At 70.8% G+C, this 17437-nt stretch carries 19 protein-coding genes; 13 read left to right on the top strand and 6 right to left on the bottom strand.

The annotated features are described in order from the left end of the window. Positions 1-2: 2 nt before the first annotated feature. The 4 genes from rsgA (at position 3) to JKG67_RS16190 (ending at position 2841) form a co-directional block, all read left to right on the top strand. A complete protein-coding gene (gene rsgA / locus JKG67_RS16205) occupies positions 3-992 on the top strand; it encodes a ribosome small subunit-dependent GTPase A (protein WP_203338384.1) in 990 nt (329 codons plus the stop codon). A gap of 88 nt (positions 993-1080) precedes the next feature. Continuing rightward, on the top strand, positions 1081-1947 hold the full coding sequence (locus tag JKG67_RS16200; protein WP_203338383.1) for an inositol monophosphatase family protein: 867 nt from the start codon (positions 1081-1083) through the stop codon (positions 1945-1947). 81 nt (positions 1948-2028) lie between these two features. Continuing rightward, a complete protein-coding gene (locus tag JKG67_RS16195; RefSeq protein WP_203338382.1) occupies positions 2029-2460 on the top strand; it encodes a CBS domain-containing protein in 432 nt (143 codons plus the stop codon). 12 nt (positions 2461-2472) lie between these two features. Beyond that, entirely contained in the window at positions 2473-2841 is a 369-nt protein-coding gene (locus JKG67_RS16190) for an FKBP-type peptidyl-prolyl cis-trans isomerase (RefSeq protein ID WP_203338381.1), read from the top strand. A 20-nt stretch (positions 2842-2861) separates the two neighbouring features. On the opposite strand, the gene JKG67_RS16185 is transcribed toward JKG67_RS16190, so the two are convergent. Both JKG67_RS16185 and JKG67_RS16180 read right to left on the bottom strand, forming a co-directional pair. Further along, entirely contained in the window at positions 2862-3107 is a 246-nt protein-coding gene (locus tag JKG67_RS16185) for an RNA-binding S4 domain-containing protein (RefSeq protein WP_203338380.1), read from the bottom strand. A 14-nt stretch (positions 3108-3121) separates the two neighbouring features. Then, positions 3122-4399: a DUF445 domain-containing protein gene (locus JKG67_RS16180; RefSeq protein WP_307816602.1), complete on the bottom strand. Its 1278-nt coding sequence runs from the start codon at positions 4397-4399 to the stop codon at positions 3122-3124. Between the two features lie 60 nt (positions 4400-4459). Between JKG67_RS16180 and JKG67_RS16175 the strand changes: the two genes are divergently transcribed. From JKG67_RS16175 to JKG67_RS16150, 6 genes are all read left to right on the top strand, one after another. Next, the gene (locus JKG67_RS16175; protein WP_203338379.1) at positions 4460-4858 is read left to right on the top strand and encodes an FAD synthase family protein; all 399 of its coding nucleotides are present in this window, start codon (positions 4460-4462) and stop codon (positions 4856-4858) included. 109 nt (positions 4859-4967) lie between these two features. Then, a complete protein-coding gene (locus JKG67_RS16170) occupies positions 4968-6515 on the top strand; it encodes an MXAN_6640 family putative metalloprotease (protein WP_203338378.1) in 1548 nt (515 codons plus the stop codon). A gap of 128 nt (positions 6516-6643) precedes the next feature. Further along, positions 6644-9694, top strand: coding sequence for an MMPL family transporter (locus JKG67_RS16165; RefSeq protein WP_203338377.1), 3051 nt, complete (start codon positions 6644-6646; stop codon positions 9692-9694). Continuing rightward, positions 9691-10338, top strand: coding sequence for a TetR/AcrR family transcriptional regulator (locus tag JKG67_RS16160; protein WP_203338376.1), 648 nt, complete (start codon positions 9691-9693; stop codon positions 10336-10338). Before JKG67_RS16165 ends, JKG67_RS16160 begins: the two co-directional genes overlap by 4 nt. A gap of 129 nt (positions 10339-10467) precedes the next feature. After that, a complete protein-coding gene (locus JKG67_RS16155; RefSeq protein WP_203338375.1) occupies positions 10468-11043 on the top strand; it encodes a TetR/AcrR family transcriptional regulator in 576 nt (191 codons plus the stop codon). After that, positions 11036-11365, top strand: a complete 330-nt coding sequence (locus JKG67_RS16150; protein ID WP_203338374.1) for an MGMT family protein — start codon at positions 11036-11038, stop codon at positions 11363-11365. The genes JKG67_RS16155 and JKG67_RS16150 overlap by 8 nt, the downstream gene beginning before the upstream one ends. Here JKG67_RS16150 and JKG67_RS16145 read toward each other — a convergent pair. The 3 genes from JKG67_RS16145 to JKG67_RS16135 form a co-directional block, all read right to left on the bottom strand. Continuing rightward, complete coding sequence (locus JKG67_RS16145; RefSeq protein WP_203338373.1) at positions 11334-12281, bottom strand: alpha/beta fold hydrolase; 948 nt, start codon at positions 12279-12281, stop codon at positions 11334-11336. The two genes, JKG67_RS16150 and JKG67_RS16145, sit on opposite strands and share 32 nt — an antisense overlap. Beyond that, positions 12278-13003, bottom strand: a complete 726-nt coding sequence (locus tag JKG67_RS16140) for an acyltransferase (RefSeq protein WP_203338372.1) — start codon at positions 13001-13003, stop codon at positions 12278-12280. Before JKG67_RS16140 ends, JKG67_RS16145 begins: the two co-directional genes overlap by 4 nt. A 70-nt stretch (positions 13004-13073) precedes the next feature. After that, a complete protein-coding gene (locus tag JKG67_RS16135) occupies positions 13074-14051 on the bottom strand; it encodes an alpha/beta hydrolase (RefSeq protein ID WP_203338371.1) in 978 nt (325 codons plus the stop codon). An 87-nt stretch (positions 14052-14138) separates the two neighbouring features. Between JKG67_RS16135 and JKG67_RS16130 the strand changes: the two genes are divergently transcribed. Further along, positions 14139-14546: a cyclic nucleotide-binding domain-containing protein gene (locus JKG67_RS16130; protein WP_203338370.1), complete on the top strand. Its 408-nt coding sequence runs from the start codon at positions 14139-14141 to the stop codon at positions 14544-14546. Here the strand turns inward: JKG67_RS16130 and JKG67_RS16125 are convergent. Then, complete coding sequence (locus tag JKG67_RS16125; RefSeq protein WP_203338369.1) at positions 14536-15972, bottom strand: MFS transporter; 1437 nt, start codon at positions 15970-15972, stop codon at positions 14536-14538. The genes JKG67_RS16130 and JKG67_RS16125 overlap by 11 nt on opposite strands. Positions 15973-16077: 105 nt before the next feature. Here JKG67_RS16125 and JKG67_RS16120 point away from each other — a divergent pair, with 105 nt between their 5' ends. Next, complete coding sequence (locus JKG67_RS16120) at positions 16078-16437, top strand: ArsR/SmtB family transcription factor (protein WP_203338368.1); 360 nt, start codon at positions 16078-16080, stop codon at positions 16435-16437. Positions 16438-16454: 17 nt separating this feature from the next. Next, positions 16455-17435: an SRPBCC family protein gene (locus JKG67_RS16115; RefSeq protein WP_203338367.1), complete on the top strand. Its 981-nt coding sequence runs from the start codon at positions 16455-16457 to the stop codon at positions 17433-17435. Positions 17436-17437 lie beyond the last annotated feature (2 nt).

The following is a 17437-nucleotide window of genomic DNA, read 5'->3' as shown; positions in this document are numbered from 1 at the left end:
CCATGACCCATCGGTACACCGACCAGGACCCGGAGCACTACGAGCGCCCCCGGCGGCGGACCCGTCCGCGCACCAAGGAGCGGCCCGAGCACACCGACGCCGTGGATGCGCTGGTGCTGACCGTCGACCGTGGCCGGTTCACGCTCCGCATCGGTGACCGGAAGGTGATGGCCGTGAAGGCCAGGCCGCTGGGTCGCAAGGGCGTGGTGGTCGGAGATCGGGTCCGGGTGGTCGGCGACACCAGCGGCGAGGACGGCACGCTGGCGCGGATCGTCACGGTCACTCCCCGCACCACGGTGCTGCGGCGCAGCGCCGACGACGACGACCCGGTGGAGCGGGTGCTGGTCTCCAACGCAGAGCAGCTGGTGGTGGTGACCGCGCTGGCCGACCCCGAGCCCCGCCCCCGGCTGATCGACCGTGCCCTGGTGGCCGCCTATGACTCCGGTCTGCGACCGCTGCTGTGCCTGACCAAGGCGGATCTGGCCGACCCGGAGACCTTGCTGTCGACGTACCGGTCGCTCGGCGTTCCGTGGGTGGTGACCCAGCGCGGCGGCGACCTCAGCGAGGTGCGGGAGCACCTGACCGGGCGCATCAGCGTGCTCGTCGGCCACAGCGGCGTGGGCAAGTCGACGCTGGTGAATGCCTTGGTCCCCGACGCCGACCGGGAGGTGGGCCATGTCAATGCGGTCACCGGCCGCGGCCGGCACACCTCCACCTCGGCGCTGATGCTGCCGCTGCCGGGCGGCGGATGGATCATCGACACCCCCGGGATCCGCTCCTTCGGGCTGGCTCACGTGGACCCGGACACCCTGATCGAGGCGTTCCCGGACCTGGACGAGATGACCGAGGAGTGCCCGCGGGGGTGCAGCCACGGCCGTGGGGAGCCCGAGTGCGGCCTGGACACCGCGCTGGCTGCGGGCACCACCGACCCGGACCGGGTCGAGTCGTTCCGGCGGCTGCTGGAAGCCCGCGAACGCACCCCCGGCGACTGAGCGCCGGGCGGGGCGCAGCCCGACCGGCGAGGACGCCGAGGCCCCGCGGTCGAGCCGGTCGAGACCGGGTACCCCTACCCTTGGCAGCATGCCCACCGACTACACCGACGACCTGCGACTGGCCCACCTGTTGGCCGACGACGCGGACTCGTTGACCCAGGCCCGGTTCAAGGCCCTGGACCTGCACGTGATGAGCAAGCCCGACCTGACGCCGGTCAGCGACGCCGACCAGTCCGTGGAGGACGCCATCCGGCGCACCCTGTCCCGGGTCCGTTCCCGGGACGCGGTGGTCGGCGAGGAGACGGGCAGCACCGGGCACAGCCAGCGCCAATGGATCATCGACCCGATCGACGGCACCAAGAACTTCGTGCGCGGGGTGCCGGTCTGGGCCACCCTGATCGCACTGGCCGTGGACGGCGAGGTGGTCCTCGGTGTGGTCTCCGCTCCCCAACTGCAGAAGCGCTGGTGGGCGGCGTCGGGCAGCGGCACCTGGACCGGCCGGTCGCTGTTGAAGGCGGAGCGCTGCCAGGTCTCCGACGTACGCCGTCTCGAGGACGCCTCGCTCTCCTACAGTTCCCTGTCCGGCTGGGAGGAGCGGGGTCGGCTCGAGGACTTCCTGGCGTTGTCCCGACGCTGCTGGCGAACCCGTGGCTTCGGCGACTTCTGGTCCTACATGCTGCTGGCCGAGGGGGCGGTGGACCTGGCCTGCGAACCGGAGCTCGAGCTCTACGACATGGCCGCGCTGGACGTGATCGTCCGGGAGGCCGGCGGGCAGTTCACCTCCCTGGCCGGTGACCCGGGTCCGTGGGGCGGCAACGCGCTGGCCAGCAACGGGCATCTGCACGAGGCAGCGCTGGCGTTCCTGGGCACCGGCCGCCACAGCGCCGACGACCCCGACGACCGCCCCGAGCCGCCGGGCTCGGTGACCGACATGAGCGCCCACCGGCGACGCTGAGCAGACATCGCCCTCGTGCACGCCCGCTGCGGTGTAGCGTTGATGTGACGTAGTGCACATGAGGAGATCGAGGAGGCCTGGATGCGAATCCGTGACGTGCTCAAGGGCAAGGACCACCGCAAGACGGTGACGGTCCGTCCCGAGGCCACCGTCCGAGAGTTGGTGGGTCTGCTCGCCGAGCACAACGTCGGCGCCCTGATCGTCAGCGCCGACGGCGACACTGTCGACGGCATCGCCAGCGAGCGGGACGTGGTGCGCCGGTTGGTCAACGACTCGGACCTGCTGGATCGGTCGGTGTCGGCGATCATGACCACGGTGGTGCAGACCTGCACCCCCGACGACGCGGTCGACGCGCTGATGGCGCAGATGACCAAGCATCGGATCCGGCACGTCCCGGTGGTCGAGGACGGGCGACTCACTGGCATCATCAGCATCGGCGATGTGGTCAAGCACCGCATCGGCGAACTGGAGTTCGAGCGCGATCAGCTCGACCATTACGTGCACCAGACCTGAGAAGGAAGCCTCATGCAGAAGCCCGAGATCGAGTTCCCCGACCCCACCCCGCCGACCGATCTCGTGGTCACCGAGGTGACCGTCGGGGACGGCGCCGAGGCCACCGCCGGCTCGACCGTGTCGGTGCACTACGTGGGCGTGGCGCACTCGACCGGCGAGGAGTTCGACGCCTCCTACAACCGAGGCACCCCGCTGCAGTTCCGCCTCGGCGTCGGTCAGGTCATCTCCGGCTGGGACACCGGCGTCCAGGGCATGAAGGTGGGCGGCCGGCGTCAGCTGGTGATCCCCCCGCACCTGGGCTACGGCGACCGGGGCGCCGGCGGCGTGATCAAGCCGGGCGAGACGCTGATCTTCGTGGTGGACCTGCTCGCCGTCAGCTGAGCAGCCTCACCAGACCGGGCTCACCAGGGCAGGTCGTCGTACGCCGACTCGTCGGCGACCCGGGCGGCCTGCCCGGCCAGTCCCACCACGTCGCCGACCTGCAACTGGCGACCCCGACGGGTCTCCGGTTCCCCGTTGACGGTGACCATGCCGTCCGCGATCACCGGCTTGGCCTCGGCACCGGACTCCACCAGGTTGGCCAGTTTGAGGAACTGTCCCAACCGGATCGAGTCGGTGTTGATCGCCACGTCCACCGGTTCGCTCATGGCACCAGTCTCCCTCAGTGGCCCAGGAAGAGCAGGCTCAGGCCGTGGATGATCACGCCGACCAGGCCGCCGACCAGGGTGCCGTTGATCCGGATGAACTGCAGGTCGCGTCCGACGTGCAGTTCGATCCGCTCGGCGGCCTCCCGGCCGTCCCAGCGCTCGATGGTGGCTCCGATGACGGAGGCGAACTCGGTGCCGTAGCGCTCGACCACGAACCAGGCCAGGTCACTGGCGGCACTGTCGAGCGTGTCCCGAAGCTCCGGGTCCACGTCGAGTCGCTCCGCGAAGGCGGTCAGCTCGGTCCGGACGCGGGCCCGGACTGCGCCCTCGGGGTCGGCCAGCGAGGCGAGCAGCGACCGGCGCAGCGCCTGCCACAACGCGACTGCACTGGCCGCCACCTGCGGGTGGTCCAGGAGCCGCTCCTTGAACGCTTCGGCGCGGGCCCGGGTGGCGTCGTCGAAGAGCAGGTCGTGGCCGAGTTGGGCGAGCAGCGAGTCGAACGCGGTGCGGGCATGGTGCTGCGGGTCGTCGCGGATGTCGGCGAGCCACCGGAGGGCCTCGGTGTGGATCTTGGTGGTGACCGCCTCGTTCAGCCACGGCGGCGCCCATCGCGGCGCCCGCTCGCTGAGCACCTCGCCGAAGCGCACCGGGTTGTGCAGCAACCACCGGTGCAGCTCCTCCAGTCCGAGGTCGACGATCGGCCGGTGCAGGTCGTCGCGGACCATCTCGGTGACCAGGCTGCCCAGCACCGGGGCCAGCGGCTCCTCCCGGAACCGGGGCAACAACGCCTCCGACACCAGGTCGGAGACGTGCTCGTCGGTGACCTTGCCGAGGCCCGTGGACACGATCTCGGCGGCCTCGGCGACCACTCGGTCGACATGGCGGGGGTCGGCCAGCCAGTCGGCGATCCGCCGGGAGATGCCGGCATTGCTGACCCGGTCCCGGACCACCTCCTCGGAGAGGAAGTGCTCACCGACGAATGACTGCAGGCCCTCCCCCAGCTCCGCCTTCCGGCGCGGCACCAGGGCGGTGTGCGGGATCGGCAGGCCGAGCGGGTGTTTGAACAGCGCGGTCACCGCGAACCAGTCCGCGATCGCGCCGATCATCGCCGCCTCGGCTCCGGAGTTGACGAAGCCCACCCAGCCGTCGTCGTACGGCTTGGTGAGCACGTAGACGACGGCGGCGAGCAGCAGCAGGGCGACGGCGAAGGTGCGCATCCGTCGCAGGCCGGCGCGCCGCTCGGCGTCGGTGGGTGGTGGGGGGCGTCGGCTGGGGGCAACTGTGGTGGCCACGGGTGCGATTGTGCCCCATCGGAGTGGGCGATCCGGGCGGCTCGTGGGAGGATGCGCGCCATGTCTGGACGCACGGTGATCACCTTCGGAACCTTCGACGTCTTCCACGTCGGCCACCTGCGGATCATCGAACGGGCCGCCGAACTCGGCGGCCGCCTGGTGGTCGGGGTCTCCGCCGACGCGCTCAACATCTCCAAGAAGGGCCGGGCGCCGGTGTTCAGCCAGGCCGAGCGGCTGGCGATCGTGGCCGCCCTCAAGCCCGTGGACGCGGTCTTCGTCGAGGAGTCGCTGGAGGCCAAGCGGGACTACCTGATCGAGCACGGGGCCGACGTACTGGTGATGGGCGACGACTGGGCCGGACGCTTCGACGAGTTCAGTGACATCTGCGAGGTGGTCTATCTGCCCCGCACCCCGGCGATCTCCACCACGGCACTGATCGAGAAGATCTCCGGGTCCTGACTCGCCCCCGGTGTGCCTGTCGGGTTAGGCTCGCAGTCCGAGCCTCTCCTGCACCGGCCCGACCAATCGGGGGCTCGGCGGTCGGGCACAACTCTGTGGAGTCTTCCTGATGCGTCGCACCGCCGTCACGGTGATGTTGCTCCTGGTCGCCACCCTGCTCCCCGCAGGCGCCGCTACCGCCGATCCGAAGGGTCCGGGGCCATTACCGGACCAGGCCTCAGCGCAGGCGACCGCCGCGCTGACGGCGGTCAAGGAGGCGCTGGCCGGCAAGGGCAAGGCGGACCCCAAGGGGCTGTCGACGCTGCTGCTGGATCTGGAGATGGCCTCCGCTGATCTCACTCCCGAGCAGCAACTGGAAGCCGAGCGCCTCACGCCACGAGTCGACGGCGGAGGCGGAAGTGCCACTGTCAACGGTCGCCAGAAGACCACGCTTGAAGGCCTCTGTTCAGGTGCCGTGTGCGTGTGGCGGTTCGACGATCAGGATCACCCCCATCATTCAACGTTGGCCTACGCAGAACAGGCGCTCCTCGAGGCTAACAAGGTCTTGAATCGGGCAGACGCCATGAACTACCGGGCGCCTCGCGTCGTGTCGAGCGACCGCGTCCACTCGGACCCCTTCGTTACAAACTGGCCTATCGCGGGCGGGCGCCTCAACATTGCCCTGGTCAACCTCGGCGCCAACGGCTATTACGGGTACTGCACACCCGTGCAGGGTACGGTGACCCGCCGACACGGGACTGCACCCGCCTTCTGCGCTATCGACAACGACATGGCCGAGTTCACCCTCCAGACCCCGCTCAACAACGTTCGGGTCACCTTGGCCCACGAGTTGTTCCACGCCGTTCAGTACGCCTACGACTACGGTGCCGACAAGTGGCTGATGGAGGCGACCGCCACCTGGTTCGAGGAGCGCTTCGCTCCCGACGTCAAGGACAACCGGCAGTTCCTCCCGCTCGGCCAGGCAGCCCGGCCCCTGAAGCCGCTGGACCGCTTCGGTCCCCAGTCCTACGGGAACTGGGCGTTCTTCGAGTTCCTCTCCCAGAAGCACGGCAACGGGGTCGTCCGCCAGGTCTGGAACCAGACCGCCCAGGGACGTCATTCGATCCGGGCGCTGCAGCGGGTGCTCAATCGGGGCAAGCGGGGCGGGCTGGCCCGCAACTACGCTCACTTCGGCTCGGTGAACCGGCGGCCGCGGTCGTTCTACGCCGACCACGGCACCTTCCCCACCGCCCCGGTCCAGGCCACCCGAAGGATGGCGGCCCGCACCCAGAAGAGCCGGAACGCCCGCTACTCCACCAAGGTGAACCAACTCACCTCCAAGACGGCCGTGTTCAACATCCGCCGCAAGGGCATCAACAGCAGGAAGTGGCGCCTGGTGGTGAACGTGAGCGGCCCCGCCCGCGCCACCAACCCGGGGGCGCACGCCCTGATCGTGATGCGCAACGGCAACATCCGGCACCGCCAGATCAACCTGAACAGGTTCGGGAACGGCCGAGTCGCGATCGGGATGCGGCGCGGCAAGGTCGCCCGAGTGTTCGTCACCGTGGCCAACGGCTCCTCGCGGTTCACCTGCGACAGGGGCACCCTCCGGGCCTGCCAGGGCAGGCCTCGGGACAACGGGAAGGCGTTCGCGGTGCACGCGCAACTGCGCCGCTGACCCACTCCCCCGACTCCGACGCCGGGCCGGCGTTCTGCACAGCCGGCCCGGCGTTGTCGTGCCCGGACCCGGGCGTGTGACCGAGCACACGATGCGCTTTATTGGTCGACCAACCTAGAATCTCCGCCGTGGACAGTGGCAACTTCTTCAGCGCCTGGGGCCGAGCCGTCGTCCGAGGGCGGGTCCTCACCCTGGTGGCCTGGATCGTGGTGGCGGGCGCACTGGTCGCCACCGTCCCCTCCCTCGAGGCGGTGATCGCCCGCGCGTCCCAGCCAGTGATCCCCGACGACGCCGTCTCGGTGCAGACCTTCAAGGAGATGGACACCGCCTTCGGCGGCACCGGGGCGCAGAGCGTCACCTTCGTCGTCTTCGTCAGCCCCGACGGGCTGGGCGAGGCGGATCGGGACTACTACCGTCGCGTCGTACGACGACTGGAGCGGCGCGGCGACGGAGTCACCGGTGTCCAGGACGTCACCTCGCGACCGGAGCTGGCCGACACGATGACCAGCGAGGACGGCCGGGCGATGTACCTGCCGGTCGGACTCGCCGGCGGCATCGGCTCCCCCGAGGCCACCGACCAGGTCGCCCAGATCCGCGAGCTCGCGGCCGGCCCGAACCGGCCGGCCGGTCTGAGCACCTACGTCACCGGCACCCCGGCCACCATCGCCGACCTGCAGACCGAGGCGGTCAGTTCGGTGGACCGGATCACCATCGTCACCCTGGTCGGCATCGCGTTGATCCTGTTGCTGATGTACCGGTCGATGGTGACCGCGGCGATCGCCCTGATCACCATCGGCATCGCGCTGGCCGTCTCCCGGCAGGTGACCGCGTTCTTCGGGCTGCACGTCTTCGACGTGTCCACCTTCACCTCGGTCTTCCTCACCGGCGTGGTGCTCGGTGCGGGCACCGACTTCTCGATCTTCCTGATCGGTCGCTACCACGAGGAGCGCAGCGCCGGCCGCGATCCGTTCGAGGCTGTCCGGGTGGCCACCCGGAGGGTGGGAGCGGTGATCGCGGCGTCCGGAGGCACCACGATCGCGGCCAGCCTGGCGATGACCCTGGCCGACCTGGGCATCTTCCGCACCTCCGGGCCAGCGATCGCGATCAGCGTCGCGGTGACCCTGTTGACCGCGCTCACCGTCACTCCGGCCCTGCTGGCGCTGGCCGGTGCCCGTGGCTGGGCCGAGGCCCCGGCCCGGTCGTTCTCCGGCCGCATCTGGCACGGCGCGGGGAACCTGGTCGCCACCCGCCCGGTCGCCGTACTCACGCTCGGACTGCTGTTGCTCGGCTCGCTGGCCGCCTTCTATCCGACCATGAAGGTCAGCTTCGACGAGCGGGCCGTCCAGCCGGCCGATACCGACAGCAACGTCGGCTACCGGGCACTGGCACAACACTTCCCGGCCAGCGAGATCCTGCAGGACTTCGTGCTGATCAAGGCCGACCGCGATCTGCGCAACCCACGGGACCTGGCCGCCCTGGAACAGGCGGCCGCCTCGGTGGCCCGGATCGAGGGGGTGCACTCGGTCCGTGGGGTCACCCGACCCACCGGCAGCCCGCTGGACGAGGCGTCGCTCGGCCACCAGACCGGGGAGGTCGGCCGACAGCTCGGCAGCGCCGCCGCCGAACTCGAGGCCGGCGACACCGAACGGTTGACCGACGGGGCCGCGACGGTGGCCGTCGGCGCCGGCGACCTGGCCGGCGGAGCCACGCTGGTGGCCGAAGGGACCCGGCAGGCCGCCGACGCCATCGACCGATTCCTGGCCGGCATCGAGGAGGGCCGATCGGGGCTGGGCGACGCCATCGCCGGGGCAGAGACGGCCGGCAGCGGCTCGGCGGAACTGGCCGACGGGGCAGCACAGTTGGCCGATGCCCTCACGCTGGCGCACGATCAGACCAAGGTCGCCGTCGACGGTCTGGGCACCGCCCACCAGGCACTGTCACGCAGCCTCGGCTGCGGCCTGGATCCGGTCTGTGTGGCCGCCCGTGACGGCATCGCCGAGATCCACGTCGCCCAGCGTGACCAGTTGCTCCCCGGACTGCTGCGGGCCGCAACCGCGGCCAGGCAGATCGCCGACGGGAACACCGCCCTGGCCGAGGGATTGTCCGACCTGGCCGACGGACTGCGTGACGCCCGCGCCGGCGTCGCCGCACTCGCCGCGGCGCACCAGGAGTTCGGCGGCCGCCTCGACGAGTTGGCCGACGGCGCCGCAGCGGTGGCCGACGGCGCGGACGAGCTGGCCGACGGCGCGGCCGCGGTCAGCGACGGCACGGGTGACCTGGTGGTCGCCACCCAGGAGATCACCGACGGCCTCCGGCAGGCCGCCGACTTCCTGCTCGACACCTCGCGCACCGCCCGGGATCCTGCGATCGGCGGCTTCCACCTGCCCGCCGCCGCGCTCGACGACCCGCGGATGGCCCTGGCCCTGGGGTTCTACCTCTCCGACGACGGCCGGACCGCCCGGTTGATCGTGCTCAGCGACACCGACCCGTTCGGTCCCGAGGCGATGGCCCGGTCCGGACAGATCCGGGACACCGCCGAGACCGCGCTCCGGGGCACAAGGCTGGAGGGCGCCCCCGTGGCGATGACCGGCACCGCCTCGGCCAACGCCGACCTGGACCGGCTCGCCGCACGCGACTTCTGGCTGGTGGCCGGCGTCGCCCTCACCGCGGTCTGGCTGATCCTGATGATGTTGCTCCGCAGCGTCGTTGCGCCGGCGTACCTGCTGGCGTCGGTGGTGATCTCCTACGCCGCTGCCATGGGGCTCAGCGTGCTGGTCTGGCAGCACCTGCTCGGCCACCCGCTGGAGTGGAGCGTGCCGGCGATCGCGTTCGTGATCCTGATCGCGGTCGGAGCGGACTACAACATGCTCCTGGTGTCACGGATCCGGGAGGAGTTCCCGGCGGGCGCTCGTCTGGGTGTCGCCCGGGCAGTGACCGCCACCGGTGGCATGATCACCTCGGCAGGGGTGATCTTCGCGGTCAGCTTCCTGGCGATGATGACCGGGTCGGTCACCACCCTGGCGCAGATCGGCTTCACCATCGGCGCCGGACTGCTGCTGGACACCCTGGTGGTGCGGACGCTGGTGGTGCCGTCGATCGCCGCCCTGCTCGGGCGGTGGAACTGGTGGCCCTCCCGGTCCGCGTTCACCGCGAACCGGACGGAGGCGCTGGCGAGATGAGCGACACGCGACGGGGTCGACCCCCCAAGGCCGATCGCCGTCCGCAGATCATGGCGGCGGCTCAGGAGGTGCTCGGCGAGCGCGGCTACGCGAACACCTCGATGAAGCAGATCGCCGAGGCGGCCGGCATCGCGCCGGGGCTGCTGACCTACTACTTCCCGACCAAGCAGGAGTTGCTGCTGGCGGTCGTCGAGGCACTGGAGGTGGAGATCGTCGGCCGGTGGCGGAACGCACCGATCACCGACGACTCCCCCCTCGGCCGCATCGACGCCTACTTCGCCGAGTCGATCCGGATCTGGTCCAAGCAGCCGGAACTGTTCCGCATCTTCTACGACCTCACGACCCTGGCCGCGGTCGACGCCGAACTCGGCGAACGGCTGGCGCAGATGCTGCGCCGGCTGCGGGACGTGACCGCCGAGGAGTTCGCCCGGGTCTCCGCCGACCTGCCGACTCCCCCGCCCGAGGGCGTGGACCTGCCCGGCTCGATCACCGCCGGCTTCCACGGCGCCCTGTACGAGGCGCTGGCTCTGGGCGAGGACCCCACCGCGGCCCTGAACGGACTGCGGTTCATGACCCTCAGCGCCGCCGCGATGTCCTACGTCGCCGCCGGCCAACTCCCCCCCATCTCCTTCCCCCTCCCCTGACGAGGTGTGACATCTCGGCGGACGAGGTGTGACATCTCGGCGGACGAGGTGTGACATCCGGCCGCGCGAGGTGTGGAATCTCGGCACCCGAGGTGTTCACTCCGACCTGAGGTGGGCAACAATCCGCCCATGAGCCTGCGTCGTCAACAGATCCTGGACACCGCCGCCGGACTCTTCGCCGAGCGTGGCTTCCATGGCGTCTCGGTGAACGACATCGGCGGCGCGCTCGGGATCTCCGGCCCCGCCCTCTACAAGCACTTCGAGGGCAAAGGGGCGCTGCTGGCCGCCTGCCTGACCCAAGTCTCCGCCGAACTGCTGCGCGAAGGACGCTCCCGGGTGGCGGCCGCGGCAGACCCGGAGGCCGCCCTGGCCAGCCTGATCGAGTGGCACGCCGACTTCGCGGTGAGCCAACCCGCGCTGATCGTCGTACAGGAGCGGGAATGGGGCAACCTGGCCGCCGAGGCGCGCGACGAGGTGCGCCGCCAGCAACTCGCCTACATCGACCTGTGGACTGACACGTTGCGGGAGGTGCGCGCCAAGCACGGCGACACACTGCCCACCGCCGAGGGCAGGGCGGCGATCCAGGCGGTCTTCGGACTGCTCAACTCCACCCCGCACAGCGCCAGGATCTCGCGCCCCGCGATGCGAGCACTGTTGATCACGATGGCCCACGCGGCGTTGCGGCTGGCGGCCCCCGATGAGTGACTCCCTGGACGAGTTCACCGAGGCCGTGCTGAGCCTGGTGGAGCAGATCCCGCCCGGGCGGGTGATGACGTACGGCGTGATCGCGGCGCACCTGGGACGTGGCGGACCGCGTGGGGTCGGTGGGGTGATGGCCCGGGCCGGTCACGGGGTGCCCTGGTGGCGGGTGGTGCGTGCCAACGGCACCCTGCCGCCGCATCTGATGATCGATGCGCAGGAGCACTGGCACGTGGAGGGTGTCCCGTTGGTTCGCGGCGTCGTCGATGTCGACGCGGCCCTGTGGGAGCCGGCGACTACTCGACCGGTCGGCCCAGCCCCGGACTGACATTCCGCTGCACCTGGGAGAAGGCCAGCACGTGCCGGGCCACCGCCTCAGGTTGCTCCAGTTGCAGGAAGTGGCCGGCGTTCGGGACGGTCGCCACCGCACTTCCTTCGGGCAGGTGGGTGAGGACCCGCGTCGTCCAGCGAGGGTCCAGGCAACCGTCATCGGCGCCCTGCAGGTAGAGCAACGGCACCCGCGGGGCTCCCGTCCAGGTCGAGGCGTACGACGCATAGCGGGCGGGCGTTCGCCACGGCCGCAACTGAGCCCGGTAGTAGCCCAGAGCGGCAGCTCGGCATCGTCGGTTGGGCAACGCCGCAGCGAGGTGTGCCAGATCCTCGGTGGCGTCGTACCCCGGCGACCACCGGTCCCACAGGTGCGTGACCAGCCTGACGAACGCCCGCTCGGGCAGTCGGGGCAGCTGATTGAAGGCCAGGTACCAGCTGAGCCGGGCCTGACGGGGCAGCACCGCGAGCCAACTGCCGAGGTCTGACCGACCCGGTGTGAACGACGGGATCGGGGGGACGCTCATCGCCACGACCCGACCGAACGGGGAGTGCGGCGAGGCCGCCAGTCCGTTGGCGGTGATCGCGCCCCAGTCATGCCCCACGAGCAGTGCTCGGTGATCGCCTCCGAGGGCGGCGTGCAGTTCCACGACGTCGGAGATCAGTGCCGGGGCGTGATAGCTGCCGTCCCGCGGCAGCCCCGAGGGCCCGTAGCCACGGGTGGCGGGCGCGACGACCCGCCAGCCGTCCTCGGCCAACCCCGGCCCGAGGTGGCGCCAGGTGTGTGGCGTGTCGGGGAAGCCGTGAAGCAGCACCGCCAACGGTCGCGATTCGTCCGCCACCTCACCCCAGGTGAGGCAGGCCATCTCGAACTGGTCCAGCGAGACGTTCAACCGTCCGGGCACTGCGCCGGTCACGGCGTGTCGTCCTCGGTCCAGGCGACGCCATCGCGGATGACCCGCGCCGGCGTGCCGGCCACCGCCGCATGAGCGGGCACCTTCTGCCCGCGGACCAGGCTCCGCATCCCCACCACGGCGCCGTCGCCGATCTGGACATGGCCGGTGATGATCGCGTCCCGCCCCAGCCAGACATGCGTGCCGAACCGGATCTGGCCGCCGTACGGGTTGAGCCGGACGCCGGTGGCGGCGTCCTCGAGCCGATGCATGTCGTCGGTGGCGATGTAGACGTCGGCCGCCCACAACTGGTCCGGTGCGGCCACGATGGAGCCGCCGTTGCGAGCGTCCAGGATCGCGCAGCGGGTGGCCGCCAGCGCCCCGTTGAGGATGATCGCCGAGTTGCCGCCGCAGTAGAGATCGGTGGCGGTGTAGCTGGAGTCCGGGCCGAGGAAGACGGTCGCGCCGGACTCGCCCAAGTGCAGTTTCGCCATGTTCTCGACCGTGGACGCGATCACCACCAGGGCATCGGTGAACGGGATCAGGGCCATCCGCTCGATCAACTCCGGCGGGATGCACACGTCGGCATGGCGGTAGAGCGTGTTGCCCTGTTCGTGCCACCACCGTGGCAGTGGAGCGGTGATCTCGTGCAGGTCCAGAGAGGCCAGTACGTCGGGCTCGGCGCCGGCGCCGATCAGCCGCTCTCGATGGTCGGCACGCAACGACGCGCCGTGGGTCCAAGGCATGGCTGCGGAGTCTGTCACATCGGAGGATCCGGCGAAGGCCCAACTCGACGCGTAGGAGGCCCAACTCGACTCAACTGAGGGCGGTGCGGAGCGCGGCCACCTCCCGGGCCCGGAAGGCGATCATCGCCGCAGCGTCCCCGGCGACACCGTCGGCGCCGTGGTACATGCCTGGTTCCACGTCCAGTTCGACCGGCACCCCGGCCTCGGCCAGGGCCCGCGCATAGGCGGTGTCCTCGGCCAGGAACAGGTCGTCGCTGCCGACGCCGATCCACGCCGGCGGCAGCCCGGAGAGGTCGGCGGCCAGCGCCGGTGCGGCGTACGCCGGCAACTCGTCGAGGGCCCTCCCGCCCAGGTAGCAGCGCCAGGCGTAGGCGGTCGACCGGCCGGTCCACACCCACCGTTGCCGCCACCAGCGTCGTTCCCGAGTGCGGGGGTCCAACCCGGGGTAGCGCAGCAACTGGAAGCACGGCGCGACCCCGCCTCGCTCCCGGACCAGCAGGCAGGTGGAGGCGGCCAGCAGTCCCCCGGCGCTGGCGCCGGCGATCGCGATCCGGGACGCATCGATGCCCAGCGTCTCCGCCTGGTCGACCGCCCATCGCAGGGCCGCGTCGCAGTCCTCGACCGCAGCCGGGAACGGGTGCTCCGGGGCGAGTCGGTAGTCGACCGCGATCACCACCGCGCCGAGCTGCTCGGCCAGCCACCCGCAGTAGTCGTTGTTGCTCACCGCCGAGCCCATGAACATGCCGCCGCCGTGCAGCCAGAGCACCGCCCCGGTGGGCACGACCCGGCCGACGGGGTCGTGCACGACCACCGGCGGACCACCGGGCACCGTGTGCTCGGTGACTGTCACCCCGGGCCACGGCGTGGATGCGTTCTGGGCGGTGCGGCGATACAGCGCGAGCGTCCGCGGCCCGGTGATCGAGGGGTAGCTGAGGATCGCCGGGCGGCGCAGTGCGGGCGGCACCGCGCGGTAGGAGACGATCGTTCGGGCCACGGCGAGGGTACTGGCGAGGGTGAGAGCGGCGAAGGCCGCCCGGGCGGGGCGCATCGCCCGATCCTAGGGCCGTCGACGGGTGACCGGGCTCACCGCCGCGGGCACTATCGCATCGACGCCTGCAGCCCTACTCTCGAAATCATGAACCTCCACCGCAGGAACGCCAAGGAGGCGTTGATCGGCTCACTGCCGCTGTTTGCCGACTGCTCCGCGACCGACATTGCGGAGGTGGCCAGGCTGGCCGACGAGATCGACCTGCCCACCGGGCGGGTGCTCACCACCGAAGGCACCTCCGGCCGGGAGCTGATGATCCTGGTCGCGGGCCGGGCCGTGGTCCGCAAACATGACGAGGACGTGGCCACCCTCGGCCCCGGCGATCTGATCGGTGAGATCGCGATGGTCACCGAGGAGCCACGTACCGCCACCGTGGTCACCACCGAGCCCGCCCGGGTGCTGGTGCTGCCACGCCACCACGTGCAGCAACTGCTCGCCAAGGGGCCGATCCGCGACCGGGTGGAGCGCACCGCCGCCGACCGACTCAGCGACTGAGCGCGAGGCTTTCGCCCACCGGGTCGGCCCCGGCGCCGGAGGCCTGTGCGCGACGCGGGATCACCGCGGTGAGCAGTACGCCGAGCACCGCGGCCCCGGCGCCGATCAGGAAGCACGCCTGGAAGGCGCCCTGACTGGGCAGCAGGATGCCGTCGTGGTCGACGGTGCGGCTGGTCAGCACGGTCGCCATCACTGCTGCCGCGAGGGTGGTGCCGACCGAGCGCATCAACGCGTTGAGTCCGACCGCGGCTGCTGCGGCGCGGGGGTCCACGTTGTCCATGATCAGGCTGGGCATCGCGGCGTACCCGATGCCGACCCCGGCCGCGGTGATGCAGGAGGCGACCAGCAGTTGCCATGGGGCTGACATCATCACCAGCGCGGCCAGGTAGCCGGCGCCGAGAACCGCGCCGCCGATCATCAGCGCGATCCGGGGGCCGAGGCGATCGATCAGGCGCCCGGAGACCGGTGAGAAGAGCATCATCATCATGCCGGCCGGCGCCAGCCACAGGCCGGTGGCCAGCAGGGACTGATCGAGCCCGTGTCCGGTCCACGCGGGCAACTGCAGGAGTTGCGGCACCACGATCGAGGACGCCATCATCCCGAAGCCGACAGCGACCGCGGCCAGGTTGGTCATCAGCACCGGCAGCCTGGCACTGCTGCGCAGGTCCACGAGCGGCTCGTCGGCGCGCAGCTCGTACCACCCCCAGGCGAGCAGCACCAGCACACCGGCGACCAGGGTGCCCACGGTGCGGGCGTCAAGCCAGCCCCAGCTGGTCGCCCGGGTGATCCCGATCAGCACCGCGACCAGTCCGACTCCGAGTCCGAGTGCGCCCACAGCGTCGAAGTGTGGAGCGTGGTCGGGTCGGTGCCGCGGCACTACGGTGAGGGTGAGCAGCAGCACCACCGCGGCCAGCGCAGCGGTGAGCCAGAACATGTGGTGCCAGTCCCCGGTCTGGGCGATCCACGCCGATAGCGGCAGCCCCAGGGCGCCGCCGACGCCCAGGGTGGCGCTCATCGCCGCGATCGCGGTGGCGGCCTGGCCGGGCGCCGCGATCTGCCGGATCAGCGAGATGCCGACCGGGATGAAGCCCATCGCCAGACCCTGCAGGGCGCGGCCTGCCAGCATCGGGCCCAGGGTGCTGGCCCAGGCGCAGACCACGGAGCCGGCGACCAGGGTGCCGGCGCAGGCGGCGAGCACCACCTGTTTGCCGTACATGTCGGCCAGTCGGCCGGCGATCGGCATCGCCACCGCCCCGGCGAGCAGGGTCACCGTGACCACCCAGCCGGCGTGTGCTGCGGAGGTCGACAGCAAACGGGGAAGTTCGGACTGCAGCGGGATGACCATCGTCTGGGTCACCGAGGCAGCGAAACCGCCGGCGCACAGTGCGGCGATGGCGACCCGCGGTCGCAGGGCAGGTGGGGTCACGTGAGGCTCCTCGGGGGGTGTTGCGGGCACCCTACAGATGATTGCTGTTGCCAAGCAACTGCCCGGGGTTGACGCCCTCAAAGTAGGCGGATAACATACAACCAAATGGTTGTAGATATCTCTTCGGGTGACACCGAACTCAGTGACGACGAGGTGGACCGGATCTTCCGGGCCCTCGCCGACGCGACCCGCCGCGACATCCTGCGCCGGACACTGACCGGCGAGGCATCGGTCTCCACGCTGGCCGCGGCGTACGACATGTCCTTCGCCGCCGTGCAGAAGCACGTGGCTGTCCTGGAGGGAGCCGGCCTGGTGACCAAGGACCCTCGCGGCCGTGAACGGCTGGTCCGCGGCGAGCCGGAGACCATCCGGCGCGCCCAGCACCTGCTGCACCAGTTCCAGGCGATCTGGGAGTCCCGGATCAGCCGACTCGACGCCCTCCTCGCCGAACCACCCACCACCTGACCCTGAAGGAGCCCCCGATGCCCATCACCTCGGTCGATACCGACCCCGACGCCTTGACCCTGACCGTGGTCGCCGACTTCACCGCTCCCCTGGCACGCCTCTGGGACGCGTTCGCGGATCCACGCCAACTGGAGCGGTTCTGGGGTCCGCCGACCTACCCCGCGACCTTCACCCGGCACGACATGAGCGTCGGCGGCCAGTCGCACTACGCGATGACCGGCCCCGAGGGCGACGTGTCCCGCGGCTACTGGGAGTACGTCGCCGTGGACGCGCCGCACTCGTTCGAGGTGCGCGACGGCTTCGCCCACGCGGACGGTTCCCCCAACCGCGACCTCCCCTCGATGCGGGTGCTCTTCACCTTCGCAGCCACCGAGACCGGGTCCCGGACGGTGACCACCACCTACTTCAACTCGGTCGAGGACATGGAGAAGCTCGTCTCGATGGGGATGGTGGAGGGGCTGCAGTCGGCGATGGGTCAGATGGACGACGTGCTCGCCGACCTGACCTCCTTCGCCGCCGATCTGCCGACCGCGACCCAACTCCTCTCCGACACCCAGGTGCGCGTCTCCCGGGTGATCCGCGGGCCGGTCGCCGACGTCTGGCGGGCACACCACGACGCGGACCTGGTCAGCCGTTGGCTGCTCGGCCCGGACGGTTGGACGATGCCGGTCTGCGAGGTCTCCGAGACCGTCGGCGACAGCTACCGCTACGAGTGGGAGCAGGTCGACGGCGGAGCACGGTTCGGATTCACCGGAGAGGTGCTGGAGGTGGACGCCCCCCATCGCGCGGTGACCACCGAACGGATGCTCGGCACCGACGGCCCGAGCACCCGCAACGAGCTGACGCTGACTCCGGTCCAGGGCGGCACCCTGCTGACGCTGCTGATCAGCTACCCCGATGTGCAGCTCCGGGACACGGTGCTGGGCACCGGGATGACCGACGGGATGGAGGCCAGCTTCCAGCGTTTGGAGCGCGAGGTCCTGGCCCCGGTCGGCTGAGC

This window comes from Nocardioides limicola (genome assembly GCF_016827675.1).
Taxonomy (GTDB): domain Bacteria; phylum Actinomycetota; class Actinomycetes; order Propionibacteriales; family Nocardioidaceae; genus Nocardioides; species Nocardioides limicola.
This window is presented reverse-complemented; position numbering and strand designations above follow the sequence as displayed.

Excerpts from the sequence above, each read along its gene's own strand:
- JKG67_RS16200 (WP_203338383.1), top strand. The coding sequence starts at position 1,081 with ATGCCCACCGACTACACCGACGACCTGCGACTGGCCCACCTGTTGGCC.
- JKG67_RS16190 (WP_203338381.1), top strand. The coding sequence starts at position 2,473 with ATGCAGAAGCCCGAGATCGAGTTCCCCGACCCCACCCCGCCGACCGAT.
- JKG67_RS16130 (WP_203338370.1), top strand. The coding sequence starts at position 14,139 with ATGAACCTCCACCGCAGGAACGCCAAGGAGGCGTTGATCGGCTCACTG.
- JKG67_RS16150 (WP_203338374.1), top strand. The coding sequence starts at position 11,036 with ATGAGTGACTCCCTGGACGAGTTCACCGAGGCCGTGCTGAGCCTGGTG.
- rsgA (WP_203338384.1), top strand. The coding sequence starts at position 3 with ATGACCCATCGGTACACCGACCAGGACCCGGAGCACTACGAGCGCCCC.
- JKG67_RS16115 (WP_203338367.1), top strand. The coding sequence starts at position 16,455 with ATGCCCATCACCTCGGTCGATACCGACCCCGACGCCTTGACCCTGACC.
- JKG67_RS16140 (WP_203338372.1), bottom strand. The coding sequence starts at position 13,003 with ATGCCTTGGACCCACGGCGCGTCGTTGCGTGCCGACCATCGAGAGCGG.
- JKG67_RS16175 (WP_203338379.1), top strand. The coding sequence starts at position 4,460 with ATGTCTGGACGCACGGTGATCACCTTCGGAACCTTCGACGTCTTCCAC.
- JKG67_RS16170 (WP_203338378.1), top strand. The coding sequence starts at position 4,968 with ATGCGTCGCACCGCCGTCACGGTGATGTTGCTCCTGGTCGCCACCCTG.
- JKG67_RS16160 (WP_203338376.1), top strand. The coding sequence starts at position 9,691 with ATGAGCGACACGCGACGGGGTCGACCCCCCAAGGCCGATCGCCGTCCG.
- JKG67_RS16195 (WP_203338382.1), top strand. The coding sequence starts at position 2,029 with ATGCGAATCCGTGACGTGCTCAAGGGCAAGGACCACCGCAAGACGGTG.
- JKG67_RS16155 (WP_203338375.1), top strand. The coding sequence starts at position 10,468 with ATGAGCCTGCGTCGTCAACAGATCCTGGACACCGCCGCCGGACTCTTC.
- JKG67_RS16185 (WP_203338380.1), bottom strand. The coding sequence starts at position 3,107 with ATGAGCGAACCGGTGGACGTGGCGATCAACACCGACTCGATCCGGTTG.
- JKG67_RS16135 (WP_203338371.1), bottom strand. The coding sequence starts at position 14,051 with ATGCGCCCCGCCCGGGCGGCCTTCGCCGCTCTCACCCTCGCCAGTACC.
- JKG67_RS16120 (WP_203338368.1), top strand. The coding sequence starts at position 16,078 with ATGGTTGTAGATATCTCTTCGGGTGACACCGAACTCAGTGACGACGAG.